The sequence below is a fragment of the Phyllobacterium myrsinacearum genome (assembly GCF_014138285.1).
GTDB classification, from domain to species: domain Bacteria; phylum Pseudomonadota; class Alphaproteobacteria; order Rhizobiales; family Rhizobiaceae; genus Phyllobacterium; species Phyllobacterium myrsinacearum_A.
This window is the reverse complement of the sequence record NZ_JACGXN010000001.1, coordinates 378407-398578: the sequence shown is the minus strand read 5'-3', so window position 1 is coordinate 398578 and position 20172 is coordinate 378407. Positions and strand designations below refer to the sequence as shown.

The 20172-nt window shown below is 57.1% G+C and carries 22 protein-coding genes; 12 read left to right on the top strand and 10 right to left on the bottom strand.

Going from position 1 to position 20172, the window contains the following annotated elements; genetic code table 11:
* Positions 1-105: 105 nt before the first annotated feature.
* Positions 106-1572, bottom strand: a complete 1467-nt coding sequence (locus FHW16_RS02065; RefSeq protein WP_246711603.1) for a DUF2778 domain-containing protein — start codon at positions 1570-1572, stop codon at positions 106-108.
* Positions 1573-1912: 340 nt separating this feature from the next.
* On the opposite strand from FHW16_RS02065, the gene FHW16_RS02060 reads away from it, so the two are divergent.
* A complete protein-coding gene (locus tag FHW16_RS02060; RefSeq protein ID WP_182547506.1) occupies positions 1913-2110 on the top strand; it encodes a DUF3311 domain-containing protein in 198 nt (65 codons plus the stop codon).
* Positions 2100-3572, top strand: coding sequence for a monocarboxylate uptake permease MctP (mctP, locus tag FHW16_RS02055; RefSeq protein WP_182547505.1), 1473 nt, complete (start codon positions 2100-2102; stop codon positions 3570-3572). Before FHW16_RS02060 ends, mctP begins: the two co-directional genes overlap by 11 nt.
* A gap of 108 nt (positions 3573-3680) precedes the next feature.
* Here mctP and FHW16_RS02050 read toward each other — a convergent pair whose 3' ends face one another.
* Positions 3681-3995, bottom strand: coding sequence for a hypothetical protein (locus FHW16_RS02050; protein ID WP_182547504.1), 315 nt, complete (start codon positions 3993-3995; stop codon positions 3681-3683).
* A gap of 5 nt (positions 3996-4000) precedes the next feature.
* On the bottom strand, positions 4001-4363 hold the full coding sequence (locus FHW16_RS02045; protein ID WP_182547503.1) for a DUF2267 domain-containing protein: 363 nt from the start codon (positions 4361-4363) through the stop codon (positions 4001-4003).
* A gap of 283 nt (positions 4364-4646) precedes the next feature.
* Between FHW16_RS02045 and FHW16_RS02040 the strand changes: the two genes are divergently transcribed.
* The 5 genes from FHW16_RS02040 to FHW16_RS02020 all read left to right on the top strand — a co-directional run bounded on the left by FHW16_RS02040 (position 4647) and on the right by FHW16_RS02020 (position 10312).
* Complete coding sequence (locus FHW16_RS02040; protein ID WP_182547502.1) at positions 4647-6182, top strand: helicase HerA-like C-terminal domain-containing protein; 1536 nt, start codon at positions 4647-4649, stop codon at positions 6180-6182.
* Positions 6183-6360: 178 nt separating this feature from the next.
* Positions 6361-7257, top strand: coding sequence for an alpha/beta hydrolase family protein (locus FHW16_RS02035; RefSeq protein WP_182547501.1), 897 nt, complete (start codon positions 6361-6363; stop codon positions 7255-7257).
* 231 nt (positions 7258-7488) lie between these two features.
* The gene (locus tag FHW16_RS02030; RefSeq protein WP_182547500.1) at positions 7489-8196 is read left to right on the top strand and encodes a L,D-transpeptidase family protein; all 708 of its coding nucleotides are present in this window, start codon (positions 7489-7491) and stop codon (positions 8194-8196) included.
* Positions 8197-8668: 472 nt separating this feature from the next.
* Positions 8669-9547 (top strand): branched-chain amino acid aminotransferase, encoded by an 879-nt coding sequence (locus FHW16_RS02025; protein ID WP_182547499.1) that lies wholly within the window; start codon positions 8669-8671, stop codon positions 9545-9547.
* A gap of 165 nt (positions 9548-9712) precedes the next feature.
* Positions 9713-10312: a superoxide dismutase gene (locus FHW16_RS02020; protein ID WP_182547498.1), complete on the top strand. Its 600-nt coding sequence runs from the start codon at positions 9713-9715 to the stop codon at positions 10310-10312.
* 29 nt (positions 10313-10341) lie between these two features.
* On the opposite strand, the gene irrA is transcribed toward FHW16_RS02020, so the two are convergent.
* Both irrA and FHW16_RS02010 read right to left on the bottom strand, forming a co-directional pair.
* A complete protein-coding gene (gene irrA / locus FHW16_RS02015) occupies positions 10342-10923 on the bottom strand; it encodes an iron response transcriptional regulator IrrA (protein ID WP_182547497.1) in 582 nt (193 codons plus the stop codon).
* 370 nt (positions 10924-11293) lie between these two features.
* Positions 11294-11737, bottom strand: coding sequence for a winged helix-turn-helix transcriptional regulator (locus tag FHW16_RS02010; RefSeq protein WP_182547496.1), 444 nt, complete (start codon positions 11735-11737; stop codon positions 11294-11296).
* 132 nt (positions 11738-11869) lie between these two features.
* Between FHW16_RS02010 and FHW16_RS02005 the strand changes: the two genes are divergently transcribed.
* Complete coding sequence (locus FHW16_RS02005; protein WP_182547495.1) at positions 11870-13153, top strand: MFS transporter; 1284 nt, start codon at positions 11870-11872, stop codon at positions 13151-13153.
* A 3-nt stretch (positions 13154-13156) separates the two neighbouring features.
* Here FHW16_RS02005 and FHW16_RS02000 read toward each other — a convergent pair whose 3' ends face one another.
* The 5 genes from FHW16_RS02000 to FHW16_RS01980 form a co-directional block, all read right to left on the bottom strand.
* Entirely contained in the window at positions 13157-13591 is a 435-nt protein-coding gene (locus FHW16_RS02000; RefSeq protein ID WP_182547494.1) for an EVE domain-containing protein, read from the bottom strand.
* On the bottom strand, positions 13588-13971 hold the full coding sequence (locus FHW16_RS01995) for a VOC family protein (protein WP_182547493.1): 384 nt from the start codon (positions 13969-13971) through the stop codon (positions 13588-13590). Before FHW16_RS01995 ends, FHW16_RS02000 begins: the two co-directional genes overlap by 4 nt.
* Positions 13972-14040: 69 nt before the next feature.
* Positions 14041-14733, bottom strand: coding sequence for a helix-turn-helix transcriptional regulator (locus FHW16_RS01990; RefSeq protein ID WP_182547492.1), 693 nt, complete (start codon positions 14731-14733; stop codon positions 14041-14043).
* Positions 14734-14792: 59 nt separating this feature from the next.
* On the bottom strand, positions 14793-15677 hold the full coding sequence (locus FHW16_RS01985) for a nitrilase-related carbon-nitrogen hydrolase (RefSeq protein ID WP_182547491.1): 885 nt from the start codon (positions 15675-15677) through the stop codon (positions 14793-14795).
* Positions 15678-15799: 122 nt separating this feature from the next.
* Positions 15800-16669: a LysR family transcriptional regulator gene (locus tag FHW16_RS01980; RefSeq protein WP_182547490.1), complete on the bottom strand. Its 870-nt coding sequence runs from the start codon at positions 16667-16669 to the stop codon at positions 15800-15802.
* Between the two features lie 156 nt (positions 16670-16825).
* Between FHW16_RS01980 and ampC the strand changes: the two genes are divergently transcribed.
* The 4 genes from ampC (at position 16826) to FHW16_RS01960 (ending at position 20153) form a co-directional block, all read left to right on the top strand.
* Positions 16826-17992, top strand: coding sequence for a class C beta-lactamase (gene ampC, locus FHW16_RS01975; RefSeq protein WP_182547489.1), 1167 nt, complete (start codon positions 16826-16828; stop codon positions 17990-17992).
* A gap of 242 nt (positions 17993-18234) precedes the next feature.
* Positions 18235-18582: a hypothetical protein gene (locus FHW16_RS01970; protein WP_182547488.1), complete on the top strand. Its 348-nt coding sequence runs from the start codon at positions 18235-18237 to the stop codon at positions 18580-18582.
* 171 nt (positions 18583-18753) lie between these two features.
* Positions 18754-19206 carry a c-type cytochrome gene (locus tag FHW16_RS01965; RefSeq protein WP_182547487.1) on the top strand — a complete coding sequence of 151 codons (453 nt, stop codon included), beginning with the start codon at positions 18754-18756 and terminating at the stop codon, positions 19204-19206.
* A gap of 23 nt (positions 19207-19229) precedes the next feature.
* Positions 19230-20153 (top strand): cytochrome c, encoded by a 924-nt coding sequence (locus FHW16_RS01960; RefSeq protein ID WP_182547486.1) that lies wholly within the window; start codon positions 19230-19232, stop codon positions 20151-20153.
* Positions 20154-20172: the final 19 nt, after the last annotated feature.

The window sequence follows — 20172 nt, the reverse complement described above, 5'->3', positions numbered from 1 at the left end:
TTCTGGGCGTGCGTTAACAGTTCTTCATGAAACCTCCGGAAAATCCCGCTGGATCCTCCCAGGCGATTCCGTAGATGCAGGCGTTACTTCGATCAGACTGCAGAATCAGCGCGTCGCAATGCGTGATGATGCCGATGACATACTGTTGACGACCATGAGTCGTGTGACTTCGCCTCTCTGGAAAGCCTTCAGGAAGCGACGGTAATCCTTGAAAACCACGCAACCGTTCGAATCGCCCCGCGGTCCGAGCATATAGGTGTGGGCAAGAAGGCCGTTGCGGCCAAAAGCATTTCTGCCGTCAATAGGTGTCAGACGGATCGCCGCAACGCCATGGAACAACTGTTCCCGCATCGTAAGATCATAGGTGTGCGGCGGCGTCGGGCCGCGATTGGGTTCCCGTGTGTAGCGGGGATTGTCCAGCATGTGGCCAAGGCCCGAATGCGCCTCAAGACGTTCGCCATTGGGCAGATAAACCGTGCGGGCGGAGATATCATAGACAGCAACGCGATTGCGCGAACCGAACAGCGAGCCCAAGCCTCTCGAGCCGGGCATGCTTTCAATGGCGGCGTCATTCGGGCGTATCGACGCGAGCTTCACGTCGGGGCGCTTGTTTGCAGGCGCCATCGGTGCTGGCGGGAAGCTTTCTGTCGCAAGTTTCGGCCGCCGTGTCGGGAGGGGAACATCGATCGAGTCCTGATCGTCATCGGAAGAAGCGCCATCATCCGGCGCAACGCCGGCTGTGTTGCGGTCCGGCGCGTTCTCTGGGACAGGGACAGAGGCTTCCAGATCCGGCGCAAGCGGTCCCATCATCGGGTTGCTCTCGGTCGCCGACGGGGCGTAGCTTGCCAGCAGCGGGATCTCGGGTTCATGCCGGCGGACATCCACCAGATCAGGCTGGGCGTTGAACGGATTGTCGGGTGCCGAGGCGAGGGCTGCGCCCGCTGCGGCAACTTCGAGGTTCTTTCTCACAGGTGCATCTTCGGGCAGCGGAATGGAACCCACCGGCTTGATATCAAGTCTCTGGCCATCGGCTGCAAGCGCCAAGGTACCGTTGGCCAAAGCGGATTGGATTGCATTCCGCGCGCTGTCGTCGATCGGGCCGGACGGCGTATTGAGAAGCGCAGTTACCGTAGATTCGGGCAACGGAGAGGTTTCAATCAGGACGAGGGCCGAGGCAGGTTCGGCGAAGGCGTCGTCATGCGTGACAATGACACGATCCGCCATGCCGTTGCTTTTCGCGGCGATGGTCGTGCCGTGCGGAATGCGGTGCTTCAAATCGGGATTGAGCATTGCCAGTGCGGCGGTGCTCTGTCTGCGCACCACAGGCTCACGCGGATTAACAAGGGCGATGGTTTCGAATGCGTGGACACCCTGCCGGACGATGCTGGGTCCCGATGCGAGGGAGCTGACCATTTTCTGCGTCGTGCTGACTGTTGCCAGTATCCAGACAGTCGCAGCAATGCCGACGCCAATGGCAATCGCGCTGACAAGCGACCCGCGAGATTTGCCCAAGCGGAAAGCCAAACTATTAAAGGTGCCACCCTGACTGAATGTATCGGTCGCGAACGCCATTTACTCTTTTTCCAAACGCTTACTCAAACCTGCGACGTGCCCCAAAGGGGGGTCGCCACGGCCAATACTCAACCATCAGGCACGAAGAACGCGTGTCTGGCGTCAATTGCCGACTGCCCGGGAGCATGAAGAATCTTGGTTACTAATTTGTTTATGTCTCAAGCGTATGGTGATCACGAATTGCCACAGACCGGATAAGAACGTTGTTGATAATGCGCATTTGAACCCAAATCCGGGCGCTGCCCGTATCAATCGCGTCTTGCGCAAACGATAACGTGGCCTATTAATGAAACTCTTTGGTTTCATCTTGCCTCAAGTTCAATTTCAAGAGGACATATCCATGGAAAAAGGTTCAAAAAGGGCCATATTGTGGCTGCTTGTGATTCCTTACATCGGACTGCTCTGGGTTCCCTTTTATAATTCGCGTGAACCTGAATTGTTCGGCTTCCCTTTCTTCTACTGGTACCAGCTGGCTTTTGTGCCGCTGACCGCGTTCGTAACGTGGATCGTCTACCGGAGTGTGCGCTATGACGACTAGTCTTGATCCGGTGGCCGTCTCGGTTTTCGTTTTCTTCTTTGCCCTTGTTACCGTGCTTGGTTTCGTTGCTTCACGCTGGCGTGCGCCCAAAAACATGGCGCATATCGATGAATGGGGTCTGGGCGGCCGTAATTTCGGCACGTGGATCACATGGTTTCTCGTTGGCGGTGATTTTTATACGGCCTATACGGTCATCGCGGTTCCGGCGCTGGTCTACGCTGTCGGTGCCTACGGTTTCTTCGCGCTGCCCTATACGATCATCGTCTATCCTTTCGTCTTCATGGTTATGCCGCTCCTGTGGAAGCGGGCCAAGGACAATGGATATGTCACCGCCGGTGACGTGGTGTTCGGGCAATATGGATCGCGTGGGCTGGAACTGGCGGTTGCGCTGACCGGCGTGATTGCAACCATGCCCTATATCGCGCTGCAGCTGGTCGGTATGGCCGCCGTGCTCCAGGCGTTGGGATTGACCGGGGAGTTGCCGTTGGCGGTCGCCTTCATCATTCTGGCGCTCTACACCTATTCGGCGGGCCTGCGCGCCCCCGCGCTGATCGCCTTCGTCAAGGACATCATGATCTATATCGCGGTGATCGCTGCCGTTGCTCTGATTCCCTCGAAACTTGGCGGTTATGCCAACGTGTTCGCGTCGGCGGACGCGGCCTTCAAGGCGAAAGGCTCAGGCGATCTGCTTCTCGGCGGCAACCAGTACGTGGCCTATGCAACCCTTGCTCTTGGTTCGGCATTGGCGGCCTTCATGTATCCGCACACGCTGACCGGCATTTTCGCCTCGAACAGCGGCAATACCATCCGCAAGAATGCGGTGATGCTGCCGGCCTATACGCTGCTCCTCGGCCTGCTTGCCCTGCTTGGTTACATGGGTCATGCCGCGCATCTCAATGTCTCCAGTCCGAACCAGGTTGTTCCGGCGCTGTTCCAGACATTGTTCCCGAGCTGGTTTGCGGGTTTTGCCTTTGCCGCCATTGCCATCGGTGCGCTGGTGCCTGCGGCGGTGATGAGCATCGGTGCCTCCAACCTCTTCACCCGCAATTTCTGGAAAGCCTATGTCAATCCTCAAGTGACGGATGCGGGGGAGGCGAAGGTCGCCAAGATAACGTCGCTGGTCGTCAAGATCGGCGCGCTGCTGGTGATCGCATTCCTGCCGACACAGTTCGCGCTGGATCTGCAATTGCTCGGCGGCATCTGGATTCTGCAAACGCTTCCGGCGCTGGTCTTCGGCCTCTATTCCAAGTGGTTCCGCGCCCCCGGACTGCTGGCGGGCTGGCTCGTCGGCTTCGTGGGTGGTACCTATCTGGTCTGGATCAATGGCTTGAAGCCGTTGCAGGCTCTGAGCCTTGGTGGTGCACCGTTTACCGTCTATATCGGGCTTCTGGCTCTGGCAGCCAATATCGCAGTAGCGGTGCTGGTCAATCTCGTGACGGTCCCGGCAAGCAAGACGGCGTGAAGTCCATCCTTCTCCATCATCCCTTTGGTTTGGCCGGGGGTGATGGGGAGGGTTTTTTGGGCTGCAAAACCACGAACCATGGTTTTGCAGCAACTATGTCCGAAGATGCTATCGCCGCTTCGCCCGCGGCACAGGCTTCAAATTACAGATCTCTGTCCGTTCACGGATGGCCTTGCCCTGGTAGACCGATCCCTTGTTGAAGATGCGGCAGCCATACCATGGCGGTCGCTTGTGCGTGGTTTCGATCTCGACGCGCTTGTAGGTCCGGTGGGAAAAGTCATGTCCGAAGATGCGGACATTCTTGCCGAGACGAACTTCCGCGAGCGCCGGACCGGTCAACAGCAAACCCAAGCCAAGCGCACAAGCAAAAACGCGCGCCAAAGGGCGCGCGTTTGAGATGGCGTTTTCAAGTGGCTGAGCCATGCGTCTTAGACGAACTGGCTGAGGCCCGGAATCGAGTTGACGACTTCGTCAACCGCTTCGCTGCCAGCCTTTTCACGGGCAAAGGCAATGGTTTCCTTGGAAATGCCGGAGATCTCGCTCATGCCGAGTCCTGCGCCCATCAGCTTGGAGCCGAGGCCCATGACGCCTGGCATCAGGCCCGACAGGAAACCGCCGCCGTCTTTAGCATCGGCAATGGCTGCATCTGCACCCGGAATGCTGCTGATCAGCTCGGATGCCTTTGCAGGGCCTTCCTTTTCAAGAAACGCCAGAATCAGGCCAACGGCCTTGCGTGCCGTCTCTGGATCGGTGCCGACATTGGCGGTAATACGCGCGATAAGTTCGTCCATGAGCCTAATCTCCCGTCTGTCATGAATTACGTTTACGTAATATGCGGATATTGTTTGCCTTGCAAGCCACTGCGTCAATCTGGACCAGCGGGCATGCTGTCTTTCGAGCGGCGAATGACCAAATGTTGCCCAAATGTGGCATGCGAAGATGACACGAAAACGTCAGCACTTTCTGCGAAGCTTTTTAATCATATCGATGCTTGAACGACTAAGGCATTGTCCCTCCGGCATCGGGCCTTTATATCGGAAGGCAGAGACACCGCAGTGAAGAGGATCAATCCACATGGCAGCTGACGACAGAATCTTCCTTGGTGCGAGCCGCAAGCCCGATGACAGCTATCAGCAGGCGGAAGCCCTGCTGCTGAAATACGGCAACAGGCACGGGTTGATCACCGGCGCGACGGGTACGGGCAAGACTGTCACGTTGCAGGTTCTGGCCGAAGGATTTTCGCGCGCTGGCGTTCCGGTTTTCTGTGCCGATATCAAGGGCGACCTGTCCGGCATCGGCGCCAAGGGCGAGGAGAAGGACTTTCTCGTCAAGCGTGCAGCCGATGTGAAGCTCGATCCCTACGAACTCGATGCCTCACCGGTGATCTTCTGGGATATTTTCGGCGAGCAGGGCCATCCGATCCGCGCCACCATTTCCGAAATGGGACCTTTGCTGCTGTCGCGCCTGATGAACCTCACCGACGCACAGGAAGGCATCATGAACATCGCGTTCAAGATCGCCGATGAAGAGGGGCTGCTGCTGCTCGACATGAAGGACCTGCAATCCCTGCTGGTCAATATTGCCGAGCGTGCCGAGGAGATTTCCGCGCGCTACGGCAACGTAACCAAGCCATCCGTGGGTGCGATCCAGCGCTCGCTTCTGGTGCTTGAACAGCAGGGCGGCACAAAATTCTTTGGCGAACCGGCGCTCAAGATTGCCGATATCATGCGTACCAATACTAATGGCCGCGGTGTGGTCAGTGTGCTGGCAGCCGACAAGCTGATGATGAATCCGCGGCTGTATTCGACATTCCTGCTCTGGCTGCTGTCCGAGCTGTTCGAGGAGCTGCCTGAAATCGGCGATCCCGAAAAACCGCGGCTCGTCTTTTTCTTCGATGAGGCGCATCTCCTTTTCAACGAAGCGCCGAAAGCTCTCTTGGACCGTGTGGAGCAGGTGGTTCGCCTGATCCGTTCGAAAGGCGTGGGCGTGTACTTCATCTCGCAGAATCCGCTCGATGTGCCGGAAACAGTGCTGGCGCAGCTTGGTAATCGCCTGCAGCATGCGCTGCGCGCTTATACGCCGCGCGAGCAGAATGCGGTGAAGACGGCCGCCGATACATTCCGGGCCAACCCGGATTTCAATACATTCGCTGCGATCACCAATCTGGCCACGGGTGAAGCGCTGGTCTCGACACTGGCTGACAAGGGCGTGCCTTCCATCGTGCAGCGCACGCTCATTCGCCCGCCGGCAGGCCGCATAGGGCCGCTGACACCGGACGAGCGGCAGAAACTGATCAGTGGCAGCCCCGTTGCCGGCCAATATGACGAAATGATCGACCGCGAATCCGCCTATGAGCTCCTGCAGAAGAAGGCGGCGCAGGTGCAGACGGAAACCGAGACTGCGCAAGGGCAGGAGGCTGACAGCACAAGCGGCTGGAGCCTGCCGGACATTCTGGGCGGTGGCAGCCGCAAGCCGGGCCCGCGCGGTGGTCAGCCTCGAGCCCGCCAGACCGTAGCGGAAGCAGCCATGAAATCCGTTGTCCGTTCGGTGGGAAGCTCACTTGGCCGCGCATTGGTACGTGGCATTCTCGGGAGCCTTAGCCGCCGCTGATGGAAACAATATGCGAAAGCCGGCGCTGCGGGAACGCAGTGCCGGCTTTTTGTATTGCGCGCCCCAAATCCGCCGGTATCCGATTGTGTTTTCCAATTTCATTCGCAACAAAAGGATGTTGGCTGACGTTCAGCGATGGACGAACCTGAACGCCATCGATCAATCCGGACAAAGCAAAATGAAAACAGCAATATCATCCGTGCCCCTCGCTCAAAGGTTTTTTCGAATCGCGACCGTTGCGCTGGCTGCTCTTGCCGCTGTTGCCGGAACAGCCTTTGCCAAGGACAGCGAAGAGGTTATCGGGGGTGTCCATGTCCACGTATGGGAACCGGACCAGCGGACGATCGCGCGCCAGCCCGTCATTTTCTTCTCCCACGGCTTTCATGGTTGCTCGACCCAATCCAAGTTTCTCATGCGCGCCTTTGCGGATGCGGGCTACATCGTCTTTGCGCCGAACCATCATGATGCGACCTGCAACAATGGTGACCAGAACATCTGGGACAAGCCGCAGGTTGCATTGCGCAAGCCGGAACGCTGGATGGACACCACTTTCCGCAACCGGGCCGATGATTTCAGGAAAGTCATTTCCGCCCTGAAGAGCCAGAAGCAGTGGGACAGCAAGATCAACTGGAACGAGATGGGCCTCGTTGGCCATTCGCTCGGCGGTTATACGGTACTGGGTATGAGCGGTGCCTGGCCAAGCTGGCGTGTGAATGGGGTCAAAGCGACGCTCGCCCTGTCTCCCTATGTCGGCCCCTATCTGAAGACTAATGCCTTGCAGCATCTGAGTGCACCGGTAATGTATCAGGGCGGAACGCGGGATATCTTTGTAACGCCCAAGGTGAGAAGGCCGGGCGGTGGCTATGACCTGTCGAAGGGACCGAAATACTATGTCGAATTCACCGGTGCCGGCCATTTGACATGGACAGACCTTGGCTTGTTCACGCGCAAACGGATCGTCGAGACGAGTCTGGCTTTCATGGACCGTTATGTCAGGGGCAAGTCGGCAGGTATATCTTTGAAGGATATTGCCGGACTGCCGGGGGTGTCGGATTTCCGCTATGATGACAGGTGAGTCGTGCAGCAAAGCGATCGGGATATGGCCTCACAAATTGTTTATCACCGGTTGAACGACCAAAGCACTGGGGGCAGGGCGTTTCTGTTGCGGCTCGGCAACACTCGCCTGGCCGCCTTGTTTACGCCCTATTGCCAACGGTTCGCTGCCACAATTTATGTGCGTTTAGGGGTGGTAAACCCGATCCATGTTATCTCGCAACCTATCTCCCACCGTTAAATTGGTTCAATGATGCAAAACACGATTTCCCGCCGCGGTTTCCTGACTGCATTGACCGCAACGGCGGCCGTCGGCCTTGCCGGATGTGCCGCCATCCCGGATATGCCGGTTATTCAGGTCGACGATAATGGCAGGCCGCTGGCGCCGCAGGCCGATGTCGATCCTGCCTTTGGTTCCTACGATGCCATGTATGCGGCGCGGGAGGATGACGGCTTCCAACTGCCTGCTATTCCCATCAAGAGAATGGACAAGCGCTATCTGCGTCAGATCGTGCAGGATCCAACCGGCGAACAGCCGGGCACGATCGTTGTCGATACCCAGAACAAATTCCTCTATCTGGTTCGTGAAGGCGGTCAGGCGATCCGCTACGGCGTCGGCATCGGTCGCGAAGGTTTTGCCTGGTCCGGCCGCGCCGTTATCCAGTGGAAGCGCCATTGGCCAACCTGGACTCCGCCGGATGAGATGGTTGCCCGTCAGCCTGAGCTGGTACAGTACAGCGCCCGCAACGGCGGCATGCAGCCCGGATTGACCAATCCGCTCGGTGCCCGCGCGCTTTACATCTTCCAGAATGGCCAGGATACGCTTTATCGTCTGCACGGTTCGCCGGAATGGTGGTCCATCGGCAAGGCCGTATCTTCCGGCTGCGTGCGGCTGATCAACCAGGATATTATCGATCTCTATGATCGCGTCCCGAACAAGACGCCTATCCTGGTTATGTAATCATTCGAAAACACACGGACAACACCGGCCGGAGATGCGATTCTCCGGCCTTTTTTGTTTGCTGTTCCTTCTCGCGAGAAGAAGGGCAGGCCCCGCGAACGGGACCTGCCTGCCATCCGCACCGAGCCGGGGGTGAGGGAAATACTGACGCGGAGGCTTTTACAGCTTGTGAAGGCCGGAAATGACACCGGTGTCAGGCTGTAATGTGATTTGTGGTCTGCAACGTTCGTCAGCGCAATTCACCAAAAGTGGTAGTGGACCCCTGATTCTGACATTTGCGCGCCCTGCGTGATGTCAAATGGGATGCGAATGTCAAATTCGTTCCACCGGAGGTGCCTGTTTAGCCCTCAAAAAGTGCCGATTGGAGCGCTTTGCTTGCCGTAAATTGCTTCCCTTCACGCCAGAAGCATTGACCTTATGATCGAATAACCCTTCGATAGCGCAACAGACACACAGCGACGGAATCACTCTCATGGCAGTCAATACAGCAGCACAATCAACCACCTGGACCTATGTCGAAGGCGACTGGCACGAAGGAAACGTGCCGCTGATCGGGCCGCGCAGTCACGCCATGTGGCTGGGGTCATCGGTTTTCGACGGTGGACGCTGGTTTGAAGGCGTTTCACCGGACCTTGACCGGCACTGTGCACGCGTCAACGCATCGGCAATTGCCCTTGGTCTTGACCCGACCATGAGTGCCGAGGAAATTGCCGGTCTCGCCCGCGACGGCCTGAAGAAATTCGATGGGAAGACTGCCGTCTACATCCGGCCGATGTACTGGGCCGAGCATGGCGGCTACATGGGCGTACCTGCGGATCCGGATTCGACACGCTTTTGCCTCAGCCTTTACGAATCCCCCATGCAGGAGCCAACGGGTTTCTCCGTGACAGTCTCACCCTTCCGCCGCCCGAGTTTCGAGACTATGCCGACCAATGCGAAGGCTGGCTGTCTCTATCCGAACAATGGTCGCGCCATTCTAGAGGCCAGATCGCGCGGTTTCGACAATACGCTTGTCCTGGACATGCTGGGCAACGTTGCCGAGACTGGAAGCTCCAATATTTTCATGGTCAAGGACGGTCATATTTTTACACCGGCGCCCAATGGCACGTTCCTTTCGGGGATCACCCGTGCTCGTACCATTGACGTATTGGCCGATTATGGTTTCCGCACAACGCAGGCCACGCTGACGGTTCAGGACTTCCTGACAGCCGATGAGATTTTTTCCACCGGGAACCATTCGAAGGTTGTGCCCGTTACCCGTATTGAAGGTCGCGACCTTCAGCCGGGTCCGATCGCGAAGAAGGCGAGGGAGCTGTATTGGGAGTTCGCCCACTCCACGCCGAAAATTTAACGCTGAATCGGGGTCAAACCGAAATATTGATCCGTTCCGCATTGCCCCCGGGGAAATACGGACCTATGTAACGAACGCAGGTTTTGTCAGGATTGGCCATCACCCCGCAACGGGGAACATCCGGTGCCAATCCCGATCACAGATTGAATCGAAGAGGAGACTTCCATGGCTTTCGAACTGCCCGCACTGCCGTATGATTACGACGCACTCGCCCCCTTCATGTCGCGCGAGACGCTGGAATATCATCATGACAAGCATCACAAGGCTTATGTTGACAACGGCAACAAACTGGCTGCCGAAGCCGGTCTTGAAAATCTCTCGCTTGAAGAGATCGTCAAGCAGTCCTATGGCAAGAACGCCGGTCTTTTCAACAATGCCGGCCAGCATTACAACCATCTGCATTTCTGGCATTGGCTGAAGAAGAACGGCGGCGGCAAGAAGCTTCCGGGCGCTCTGGAAAAGGCCGTTGAATCGGATCTGGGCGGCTACGACAAATTCCGCACCGATTTCATCGCTGCCGGTACCACTCAGTTCGGCTCCGGTTGGGCTTGGCTCTCCGTCAAGGACGGCAAGCTTGAAATCTCCAAGACACCAAACGGCGAAAACCCGCTGGTTCATGGCGCAACGCCGATCCTCGGCGTCGATGTCTGGGAACATTCCTACTACATCGATTACCGCAATGCCCGTCCGAAGTATCTCGAAGCGTTCGTCGACAGTCTCATCAACTGGGATTATGTTCTCGAACTCTACGAAAAAGCCAAATAAGCTTTCTTTGAACAGTGAAAGAGGCCTTGTCATTGACGGGGCCTTTTTTCATTCCACGTATGCGGCTTTGGTCCTGCGCAGCCGCTCTCCGCTTCCTCGCGTCCGCCGCAAACCGTACACGCGACCGAGAGAGGGCAGTCTGCTTCGATAACTGGTTCGAGCCCGATCAGTACATCGATCTTGGATATTCTGTAACCGTCCGGCGGGGAGGGCAATTTTCCGAAGGTCAGTTCCTCCGCTGGAATATCGATCAGGAGTCCCGTCGCCTGCAGATGGAAGTGGTGGTGGTTGCTGGTGTTGATGTCGAAATAGCTCTGTTCGCCATCGAGATTGACCCTCGAGAGAAGCCCGGCATCGGCAAACTGGTTGAGCGTATTGTAAACTGTCGCAAGCGACATGCGCGCACCCGATCTGACCGTCTCCCGGTGAAGCTGATCAGCTGTTGTATGGCCCTGCTGTTCCTTAAACAGGATATGACCCAGCGCCAGACGCTGTTTTGTCGGTCTCAGGCCCGCATTCTTGATACGATCCCTGACCGTAACAGCAGTGCCCGGATGTTGATCCCGTTCTGTGAGCAGGCGGCGGCGAACATTATCGGGTATGAAAAGCATCTGAAGGTCCGTTCTTCTCGTAAGGCCGCCACAGAATACGAAGAACAAGGACATCGTCAAGTATTATTGCAAATGATTTGCAATTGCATTTGTAGACTATGACTCGGAACTGCCAAGGGGCCGGTGTGCCAAAGAAAATGGCCCCGTATCCACGAGGCCGTTTTCAGTGTGATCGGATTAAAGGCCTGCCGGCGGCTTTTCGCCGCTAGTGGTCCGATTCTGACATTTGCAACCCTTTGATACAGGCCATTCAGGCAAATGTCAGAATCAAAGGACCACTAGCAAGTCTATAATTCTAGTGGAACTTTGAATTTGACATTCGCTTGTTTCGCGTGATGTCAAATGGGATGCGAATGTCAAATTCGTTCCACTAGTGTCCGACAACCACCGTATCATCCGGGCCGAGCAGGCGGCCGTCATCGGAGCGCAGCTCCAGCCGACGCACGGGCCGGCCCGTCTCACGGTCGACCAGTTGAACTGTACCCTGGTAGCTGTCGGAATAATATTCCTCACCCCATTGCCGCAAGGCAACAAGCAGCGGGAATAGGCCGCGACCCTTATCGGTCAGGACATATTCATTGTAGGCGCTGCCATCCGCACAGGGCTCCACCGTAAAGATCTCGTGGGCAACGAGATTGCGCAGCCGCGTCGACAAGATGTTCTTGGCCAGGCCAAGGCTTCTCTGGAATTCCCCAAAACGCCGCGATCCCTCAAACGCGTCGCGTATTATCAGCAGTGACCACCAGTCTCCGATCGCATCCAGTGGCCTTGCCACCGGGCATGGATCATCCTTGTGGCTCGTTCGCTTGACCATTGTAGTCCCCCTTTTTTGGTCGCAGTGCAGTGCTCATCTTATGAATCCTCCGCGAAGGGTGGTTGCAATATAAAACCAATGGAGCTATGAGGCAATGGGTTTTAATTTGCAACTACATTCGCGGGGGATGCGATGAAGCTTGAACAGAACGATAATCTGGTCATAGGCGGCGGACAAGCGGTCTATGGGGGTGAAGTTACCGAAAAAACGCCCTTAGACGCATTAAAGCCTATAGAATTCTCACGTCCTCTGGCACTTTTGTTCGCTGTGGCTTGCGGATTGGCTGTGGCGAATGTCTACTTTGCTCCACCTCTGCTTGATGCGATCGCCGACAGCTTTGGCATGAGCCATGCGACCATCGGCATTATCGTCTCGATTTCGCAGGTTGGTTACGGGCTTGGCCTGCTGTTCATCGTGCCTCTGGGGGACCTTATCGACCGCCGCCGGTTGATTGCTGGCCAGTCAATACTTTCCGCATTGGCCCTGCTGGTTGTTTGTTTTGCCCCGACATCTCTCGCCCTGCTTGTGGCCATGGCGTCCATCGGCCTGCTGGCCGTTGTGACGCAGGCGCTGGTCGCCTATGCCGCCGGTCTGGCAAAGCCGCATGAGCGGGGACGGGTGGTCGGTATCGTCACCAGCGGCATCGTCATCGGCATCCTTCTCGCCCGCACCATTGCCGGTACAATGTCTGACATTGCAGGCTGGCGATCAGTCTATGCGGTTTCTGCGGTCCTGACACTGGTCATCGCAGTCTTGCTGTTTCACTTTCTGCCGCGCAATGAAGTGAAGCGCGTCAAAATTACCTATCCGAAGCTGATCAAGTCTGTTTTCCTGCTGTTCATCGAAGAACCGGTGCTGCGCGTCCGCGCCATCATCGCCATGTTTATCTTCGCCGATATCACGATGCTCTTGACCCCGCTCGTGTTGCCGTTGAGCGCTCCGCCTTTTTTGCTTTCACACACTGAAATAGGGTTGTTCGGCCTTGCCGGTGCCGCTGGCGCACTGGCAGCATCAAGGGCAGGCGGATGGGCTGACCGGGGCTATGCCCAGCGCACGACAGGCGCCGCGCTGACAATCATGCTCCTGTCGTGGATACCGGTGGCGTTCATGCAATCGTCGCTCTGGTTTCTCGTCATCGGCGTCGTGACCATCGATTTTGCCCTGCAGGCGGTTCACGTTTCCAACCAGAGCCTGATTTATCGTGTGCGTCCGGAAGCACAGAGCCGACTGACGGCCGGTTACATGATCTTCTATTCCATCGGCAGTGCAATCGGCTCGCTGGGGTCAACGTTGATCTACGCCTATGCGGGGTGGACCGGCGTCTGTCTTTCAGGTGCCGGCATCAGTATGCTCGCGTTGATTTTCTGGGCTGCAACCCGTCATCTCACACCATCCGGGGCGATGAATCATCCTTGATGATCATGCCCGCTGTGGCACGCGGGCATTCATTGCCCCCGCGATGAGGTCAAAATCCTCCGGGTTTATGGCAAGAACGCCAAAGCGGAACTGGTAACCCCAGTTCTCCCTTCCCCTGGTGAAACTCAGCCCGTCCAGAAGCGGCCGGATTTCCGCTTCCGTTGCATCGAACCAGTCGATATTGCGGCGCCATGGCACAAACCCTCCACCCATGTCGAAGCGGTAGGCTTCGTCCTCCTGCACCAGGCCGATGGCGGTAAACGCCTGCAGGCGGTCCTTGCCACCCAATATCTCGGTGGGCGAATAATAGATTACCCCGTCACCCGGTTTGATACGCTTGAGCGGACCTTCCTTGCCATGACAGACCTGCATAAAGCCTTCCTGCAGCCCGCGGCGGACATGTTCCGCCGAAGCAACTGCGATCCAATGCCCGCTCATTGGGCTGCTCCTTCAGGGGTTGCCGCAAACATCCGCAGGCGGTGACCGTCAAGGTCCAGCGCAACAAAAGTATAACCGAAATCCATGTGTACCGGGGCCTGGACAATCCGCAGACCGCGCGCTGCCCAATCTTTATGGGTCGCGTTGACTTCACCATCCGTCTCCACGCTGAACACGAGTTCGGTGCCTGAGCTGATGCTGGTTACTGCGGGTTCTACCTTCTCGCGCGCCCACACGCCGAGCAGAAGCCCGGAATCAAGGGCAAACATGGCAAAATTGATCGTTTCCTCAAGTGGCTCGCGCTTGAGCAGATCCGCGTAGAAGGTGCGGCTGGCGGGTGCATCGGCAACATAGAGAATCATGAGATTCGGGTTGGCCATAATATGTCTCCTTCAAGTTGTGACAGGAGCAACATAGAACGACATGCTGCCAGTTTCTGGCAGTAGCGATCAATCTGGTTGCGCAATCCCTTGCTTGTCACGCCATTCTTTCAGAAGGATTTGGCGACGCTTGGGATAGCGGATGTCCGTTACCGCAAGCCGCGACAACCGGTCGGTGCGAAAATGCCGGAAATCCTGACGCAACTCACACCACGCGATGATGACGCGGACCTTGTCGAAGAAGCCCAGTGCAAAGGGCCAGATCAGCCGGCTGGATTCGCTGCCGTTGAGGTCGCGATAGGTGATGTCGAGCTTGCGCTCGCTGCGGATCGCCTTGCGCACACTGGCCAGGTCGACCCCTTCGGTTGTGTGGTTTTCCCTGGGACCAACGAGAAGGGTAGAAGCGTCAACATTGTCACGCAGGTCGTCCGGCAGGACGGCTGCGATTTTGTTGAGGGCATCGCGTGCTGCAGTGGAGAGCCGGTTATCAGGCTGTTTGGACACCCAGCGGGAGCCGAGCACCAGCGCCTCGATCTCTTCCTCGGTGAACATCAGGGGCGGCAGCATGAAGCCGGGGCGCAGGACATAGCCAAGTCCAGGCTCGCCCTCGATATCGGCGCCCTGTGCCTGCAAAGTCGCGATATCACGATAGAGCGTACGAATGCTGATGCCGGTTTCCTCGGCGAGCACCCTGCCGCTGACCGGACGGCGGTAGCGCCGCATGGTCTGAATAAGGTCGAGAAGGCGTTGGGATCGGGACAAGACGGACTCGGATGAAAGAGTGTGTTGTCAGATCATGCCATATTTTGGCAGTGGCTGCATCACGTCTTGTTGGCTTCCAGATACGGCGCATAAAGGCTGCCGTCACTTGCCGAGCGGCGGAATTCAAGCACCCGCTCACAAAAGGCATCGAGTTCAGGGTCATCAGTGAGAGCATTCAGGATAAGACCGGTTGCATCGGGCGTCGCGGTGCCACCCCGATGGCCGGTGCGCTCGATCCAGAAACTGGGAAAATTCTGGCGCGGCCGGCACGAGTTTGAGGAACTGATGGCGTACTGATTAAGCCAGGCATAGCCCTGAATCAAAGGCTGGATCGTGTGGGCCTCGATCCGGTCGCGCGAAACGTTGTCCGTATAACAGGAGTGGAAGACCATCTCGACTTTCCCGGCATGCTCCTGCCAGAGCTCCGGGAAAGCCCAGTCGAGGCAAATGAGAAATCCGCAGCGCACGCCCTTGATATCGACGGTCAGCGGCGTGGTGCCCGGCGCAAAGGCGCGCAGATCGTTGGTCGAACAGCGGCGTTTGTCATAACGTCCGGCAATTGCACCCTTGTCATCAAAGACGAACAGCGAATTGGTGGGCCGCACATGGGCAGGGTCCCAGTGGACCGAACCGGTGACAATCCAGATCGCATGGGCGCGGGCAGCTTCGGCAATCCGGTCCATGGCGGAATTCAACGTTGCCCATTCAAAATCGTCCCAGGACGGCCATGTCGCGGCGCCATAGCCGGAGAGGGCGCATTCGGGAAAATGCACCACGTCCGCGCCAGCGGAAGAGGCACTGGCAACAAGATCCAGCATATGGGTAAGATTGGCACTGATATCGTGCGAGACCGGAAACTGGCATGTCGCAACCGTCAGCCGTGCAGGCTTGCCGCGCGCCGAAGGCGGAACATCCCATACGTGGTCGGCGCGTTTTTTCTTCACGGGCTCTTCCTTCGACTCACCAGCATGAAGAAGTCTACCCGATTGCCTGACATCCCAGAACTGCAGGATGATACATGGCGATGGACATTTTCGGTTGGAGGTGTGAGGTCAGATCCGCGTCATCACTTCTGTGAAACAATCCATTCTGCGAAAGCGGCCATCGCTGGCGTCAGCGAACGCGACTGCAGCCGCGTCAGCCAGTAGCTCCCCAAAGAGATTGACGTCTGGAATGGCTGTTCGACAGCGCCTGCCACCAGGTGCCGCGAGAACATCAGGGGTGGCGCCAGTGCCACGCCGATTCCCTGCAGGGCCGCTTCCATCATGCCGAGGGAGGAATCGAACACGATCGCCCTGTTCAATTGCGGTGTCGCCGGTGTGCCCGCCGCCGAGAACCATGTGTTCCATTCATCCGTTCGGTAGCTTCTGAGCAGCGTGTGATTGGCAAGATCAGCAGGCTCGCGCAACGTTTGCGCCAGTTCCGGAACGCAGAGCGGGGACAGCGGGGCCTCGAACAAGCGGGTCGCATCGGTGCCGTGCCAGGCACCGTTGCCAAAGCGAATGGCAAAATCCAGTCCTTCGGCCGCCATATCAACGCGGTTGTTATTGGTCGACAGCCTGATATCGACAAAGGGAAACTGGCGTTGGAAGTCCGGCAGTCTGGGCAGAAGCCAGCCGACGGCAAATGTTCCGACGGCACCCAGAAACAGCAACTCGCGGACATGGCCGCCCTCGATGCGCTCGAGGGTGTCTGCCATGTGATCGAAGGAGCCTGTCACCACGGGTAAAAGTGCTTCGCCCTCGGCAGTAATCTTAAGCCCTCGTGGCAGGCGTTGAAAAAGCGGTACGCCCAATCGCATTTCGAGGCTTTTGACCTGCTGGCTCACGGCGGCCTGCGTCACGCACAACTCGATGGCAGCGCGGGTGAAACTCAGATGCCGTGCGGATGCCTCGAAGGCCCTCAGGCCATTGAGCGGGAGAAAGGGTCGAACCATGGATGGCCTAGTTTTTCTTATGTCTGGCCCGAGATATCATGTTTTGACACGGCCTTACAGGAGAATAAATAGATGCCGGTCATCAGAATGAATGCGGGAGACGGCAGGAAGCTTATACCTCGCCGTATCCCTTGATCAGCAAAGGAAGCCCCACACATGATCTCCAAAGCAACCCGCGTATTGACGTGTGTCCTGCTTGCCACGGCTACGTCAACGATCGCCGGCCATGCGGCCAACGAACAGGGGAACAAGGTCAGGACTGTCGTGGACGCGGCGATCAGGCCGATGATGGAAAAATACAATATTCCGGGAATGGCCGTCGGTATCACCGTCGATGGAAAGCCCTACATATTCGACTATGGGATAGCCTCGAAGGAAACCGGCATTCCGGTCAAGCCGGACACACTCTTTGAAATCGGGTCAATCAGCAAAACCTTCGTCGCAACGCTGGCATCACTGGCGCAGGCAAACGGCCAGCTTTCGCTCTCTGACAAGACGAGCAAGTATCTGCCATCGATGCAGGGTACTGCATTTGGCGATGTCAGCCTCCTTCATCTCGGAACACATACACCGGGCGGTTTCCCGTTGCAGGTCCCGGATGATGTCAAAGACGACGCCCAGATGATGCGCTATTTCCAGACATGGAAACCGGCCTACAAGGCCGGGGCATACAGAACCTACGCCAATCCGAGTATCGGGATGCTGGGTTTCATTGCAGCCAAGGCCATGAACAAGGACTTTGCCGCGTTGATGGAAGGCGATCTGTTCCCCGCGCTCGGATTGACCAGCACTTATATTGACGTGCCCGAGAGCAAAATGGCGGAATATGCCCAAGGCTATACGAGGAAGGATGAACCGGCCCGCGTGAGCAAGGCCGTCCTGTCATCGGAAGCTTATGGTGTTAAAACCACAGCCACCGATCTGATCCATTTCGTGGAAGCGAACATGGCCATGCACAAGCTCGGCGGAAAACTTCAGCAAGCCATAACCGATACCCATACGGGCTATTTCAAGGTGGGGCCGATGACCCAGGATCTGATATGGGAGCAGTATGCCTATCCTGTCGATCTCAACACCCTGCAGCAGAGCAATTCCAGTGACATGCTCAAGCCCATATCCGTTACGGCCATCACGCCGCCGCAGGCCCCGCGTGATGACGTGCTTATCAACAAGACAGGGTCGACGAATGGTTTCGGCGGGTACGTCGCCTTTGTGCCTGAAAAGCGGCTGGGTATCGTCATTCTGGCAAATAAAAACTACCCCAATGAAGACAGAGTCCGCATCGCACACGAGATATTCTCGGCGCTCGGTACGAATGAATAGCTCGCCCTGTTCAACCGGTGCGGCCTGATCCTCCGGTCATCGCCAAAAAGGGCCGTGCGAATGGTGTTTTCACGCATTCGCACGGCTCGTTTTTATATGTGATCAGGCTTTCCCCGTATGCCTTTGCGCCGCCATATTGATTATTCATCTCTGGTTCATGGGATTAGACTTAAGTCTATTCTCTAGGGACTTAAAACGTCGAAATGCATGTTTCACTCACCATGCTTTTCACTGGAGGCACTATGAAAAAGTTGATTTCAGCTCTTTTTGCCGTCGTGATGTCGATCGGAGCCCTCGGAGTAGCTGGACCGGTTTCCGCCGCGCCGATGACTGTCGAGAAACCCATCACGGCAACGGGGCCAGCCGCTGCAAATACCAGCCTGCAGACGGTTCAGTACTATCGCGACTATGATCGTCGTTATGATCGCCGCTGGCATCGTTATGATCGCCGCTGGGACCGCAGATGGGACCGGCGTCATGATCGCCGGTGGGACCGTCGCTGGGACCGCCGTTCCTATCATCGCTATGATCGCCGGTGGGATCGTCCATACTGGCATCATCGCCATGATCGCAGATGGCGCCGTATCTAACGAGATAGAAAAACCCCGGCTCAAAACCGGGGTTTTTCGTATGCGAGCCACTATCTGTCATACGAAAATGTGATCGTATGACGCGGGTGCAATCCGGGATGTTTACTCTAGAGTGCACATGGAAACCCTTGAAGCCACATTATTTGAAGCCACGAGAGTTGGGAGACATTCATGAAGAGACGGATTGCTTTTGCTGCGGCGCCTTTGCTGGCCCTTGCGGTGTTTTCGGCTGCGGCCGGTGCAGATCCGATTGCTGACCGGCAGGCGCTGATGAAGGATCAGGGCAAAGCCGTGGGCAGTCTCGCCCCCATTGCAAAAGGCGAAAAGCCGTTCGATGCAGCAGCTGTGCTGGCAGCGCTCAACAAGCTGAACGACGATGCGCAGAAGATTGATCCGGCAAAACTCTTTCCGGTCGGCAGCGAAACCGGCGGTGAGACCACCGCGTCACCCAAAATATGGGAAGACAATGCCGGTTTCGTTGCTGCCGTCAACAAGTACAAGGCTGATGCAACCGCTGCTGCGGCAGCCAAGCCGCAGGATCTTGCCAGCTTCAAGCTTGCCTTTGCGCAGGTGTCACAGAATTGCGGCGCATGCCATCAGACCTACCGCATCAAGAAGAACTGATTGAATAAACTGGGGGAGACACATTGATCCGCAAGCTGTTGCTGCTCATCATTGTGGTTGCAATTGCCGGGGGAGCCGGTTTCTGGTTCCTGACGGCGCCAGCGCGGGTTGATCCCGCAAAGCTGGCAACTGCTGCTCCGGGCGATGCAAAGCGTGGAGAAAGCGTCTTCTGGGCGGGAGGCTGTGCCTCCTGCCATGCGGCTCCGGGCGCCAGTGGCGATGCGCGACTGGTCCTTGCCGGTGGCCACGAACTGGTCACTCCATTCGGTACGTTCGTCACCCCCAATATTTCTCCTTCCGACAAAGGCATTGGCAAATGGTCATTTGAAGATCTTGCCAATGCCATGCTCAGCGGTGTGTCACCGGACGGGCGGCACTATTATCCTGCGTTTCCCTACACGTCCTATGCGCGCATGCAGGTGCAGGATATCGCCGATCTCTACGCCTATTTGAAAACGCTTCCACCATCGGACAATGTCGCGGCGGATCATCGGTTGAGTTTTCCGTTCACGATTCGCCGGGGATTGGGTTTGTGGAAACGGCTCTATCTGTCATCCGATCCGGTGCTGACCATTGCCGATGCCACGGATGCGATCAAACGCGGCCAGTATCTGGTGGAAGGTCCCGGTCACTGCGGCGAATGCCATACACCGCGCAATGCCATTGGCGGCCTTGACAAGACACGTTGGCTCGCAGGCGCAAAGGCTCCCGAGGGCAAGGGTGTCGTTCCCAATATCACGGGCGGCGAGGGCGGTATCGACAGCTGGTCTGAGAAAGACATCACGTATGCGCTGGAAAGCGGTTTCACGCCGGATTTCGACTCGCTCGGCGGTTCCATGACCGATGTGGTGCTGAACATGGCGCATCTGGAGCCTGCTGACCGCGAAGCGATTGCCGCCTATTTGAAGGCCATTCCCGCCCATCCGAATGGTTTTCCCAAGCCTTGAGACGCCAAGTCCGGCAGTT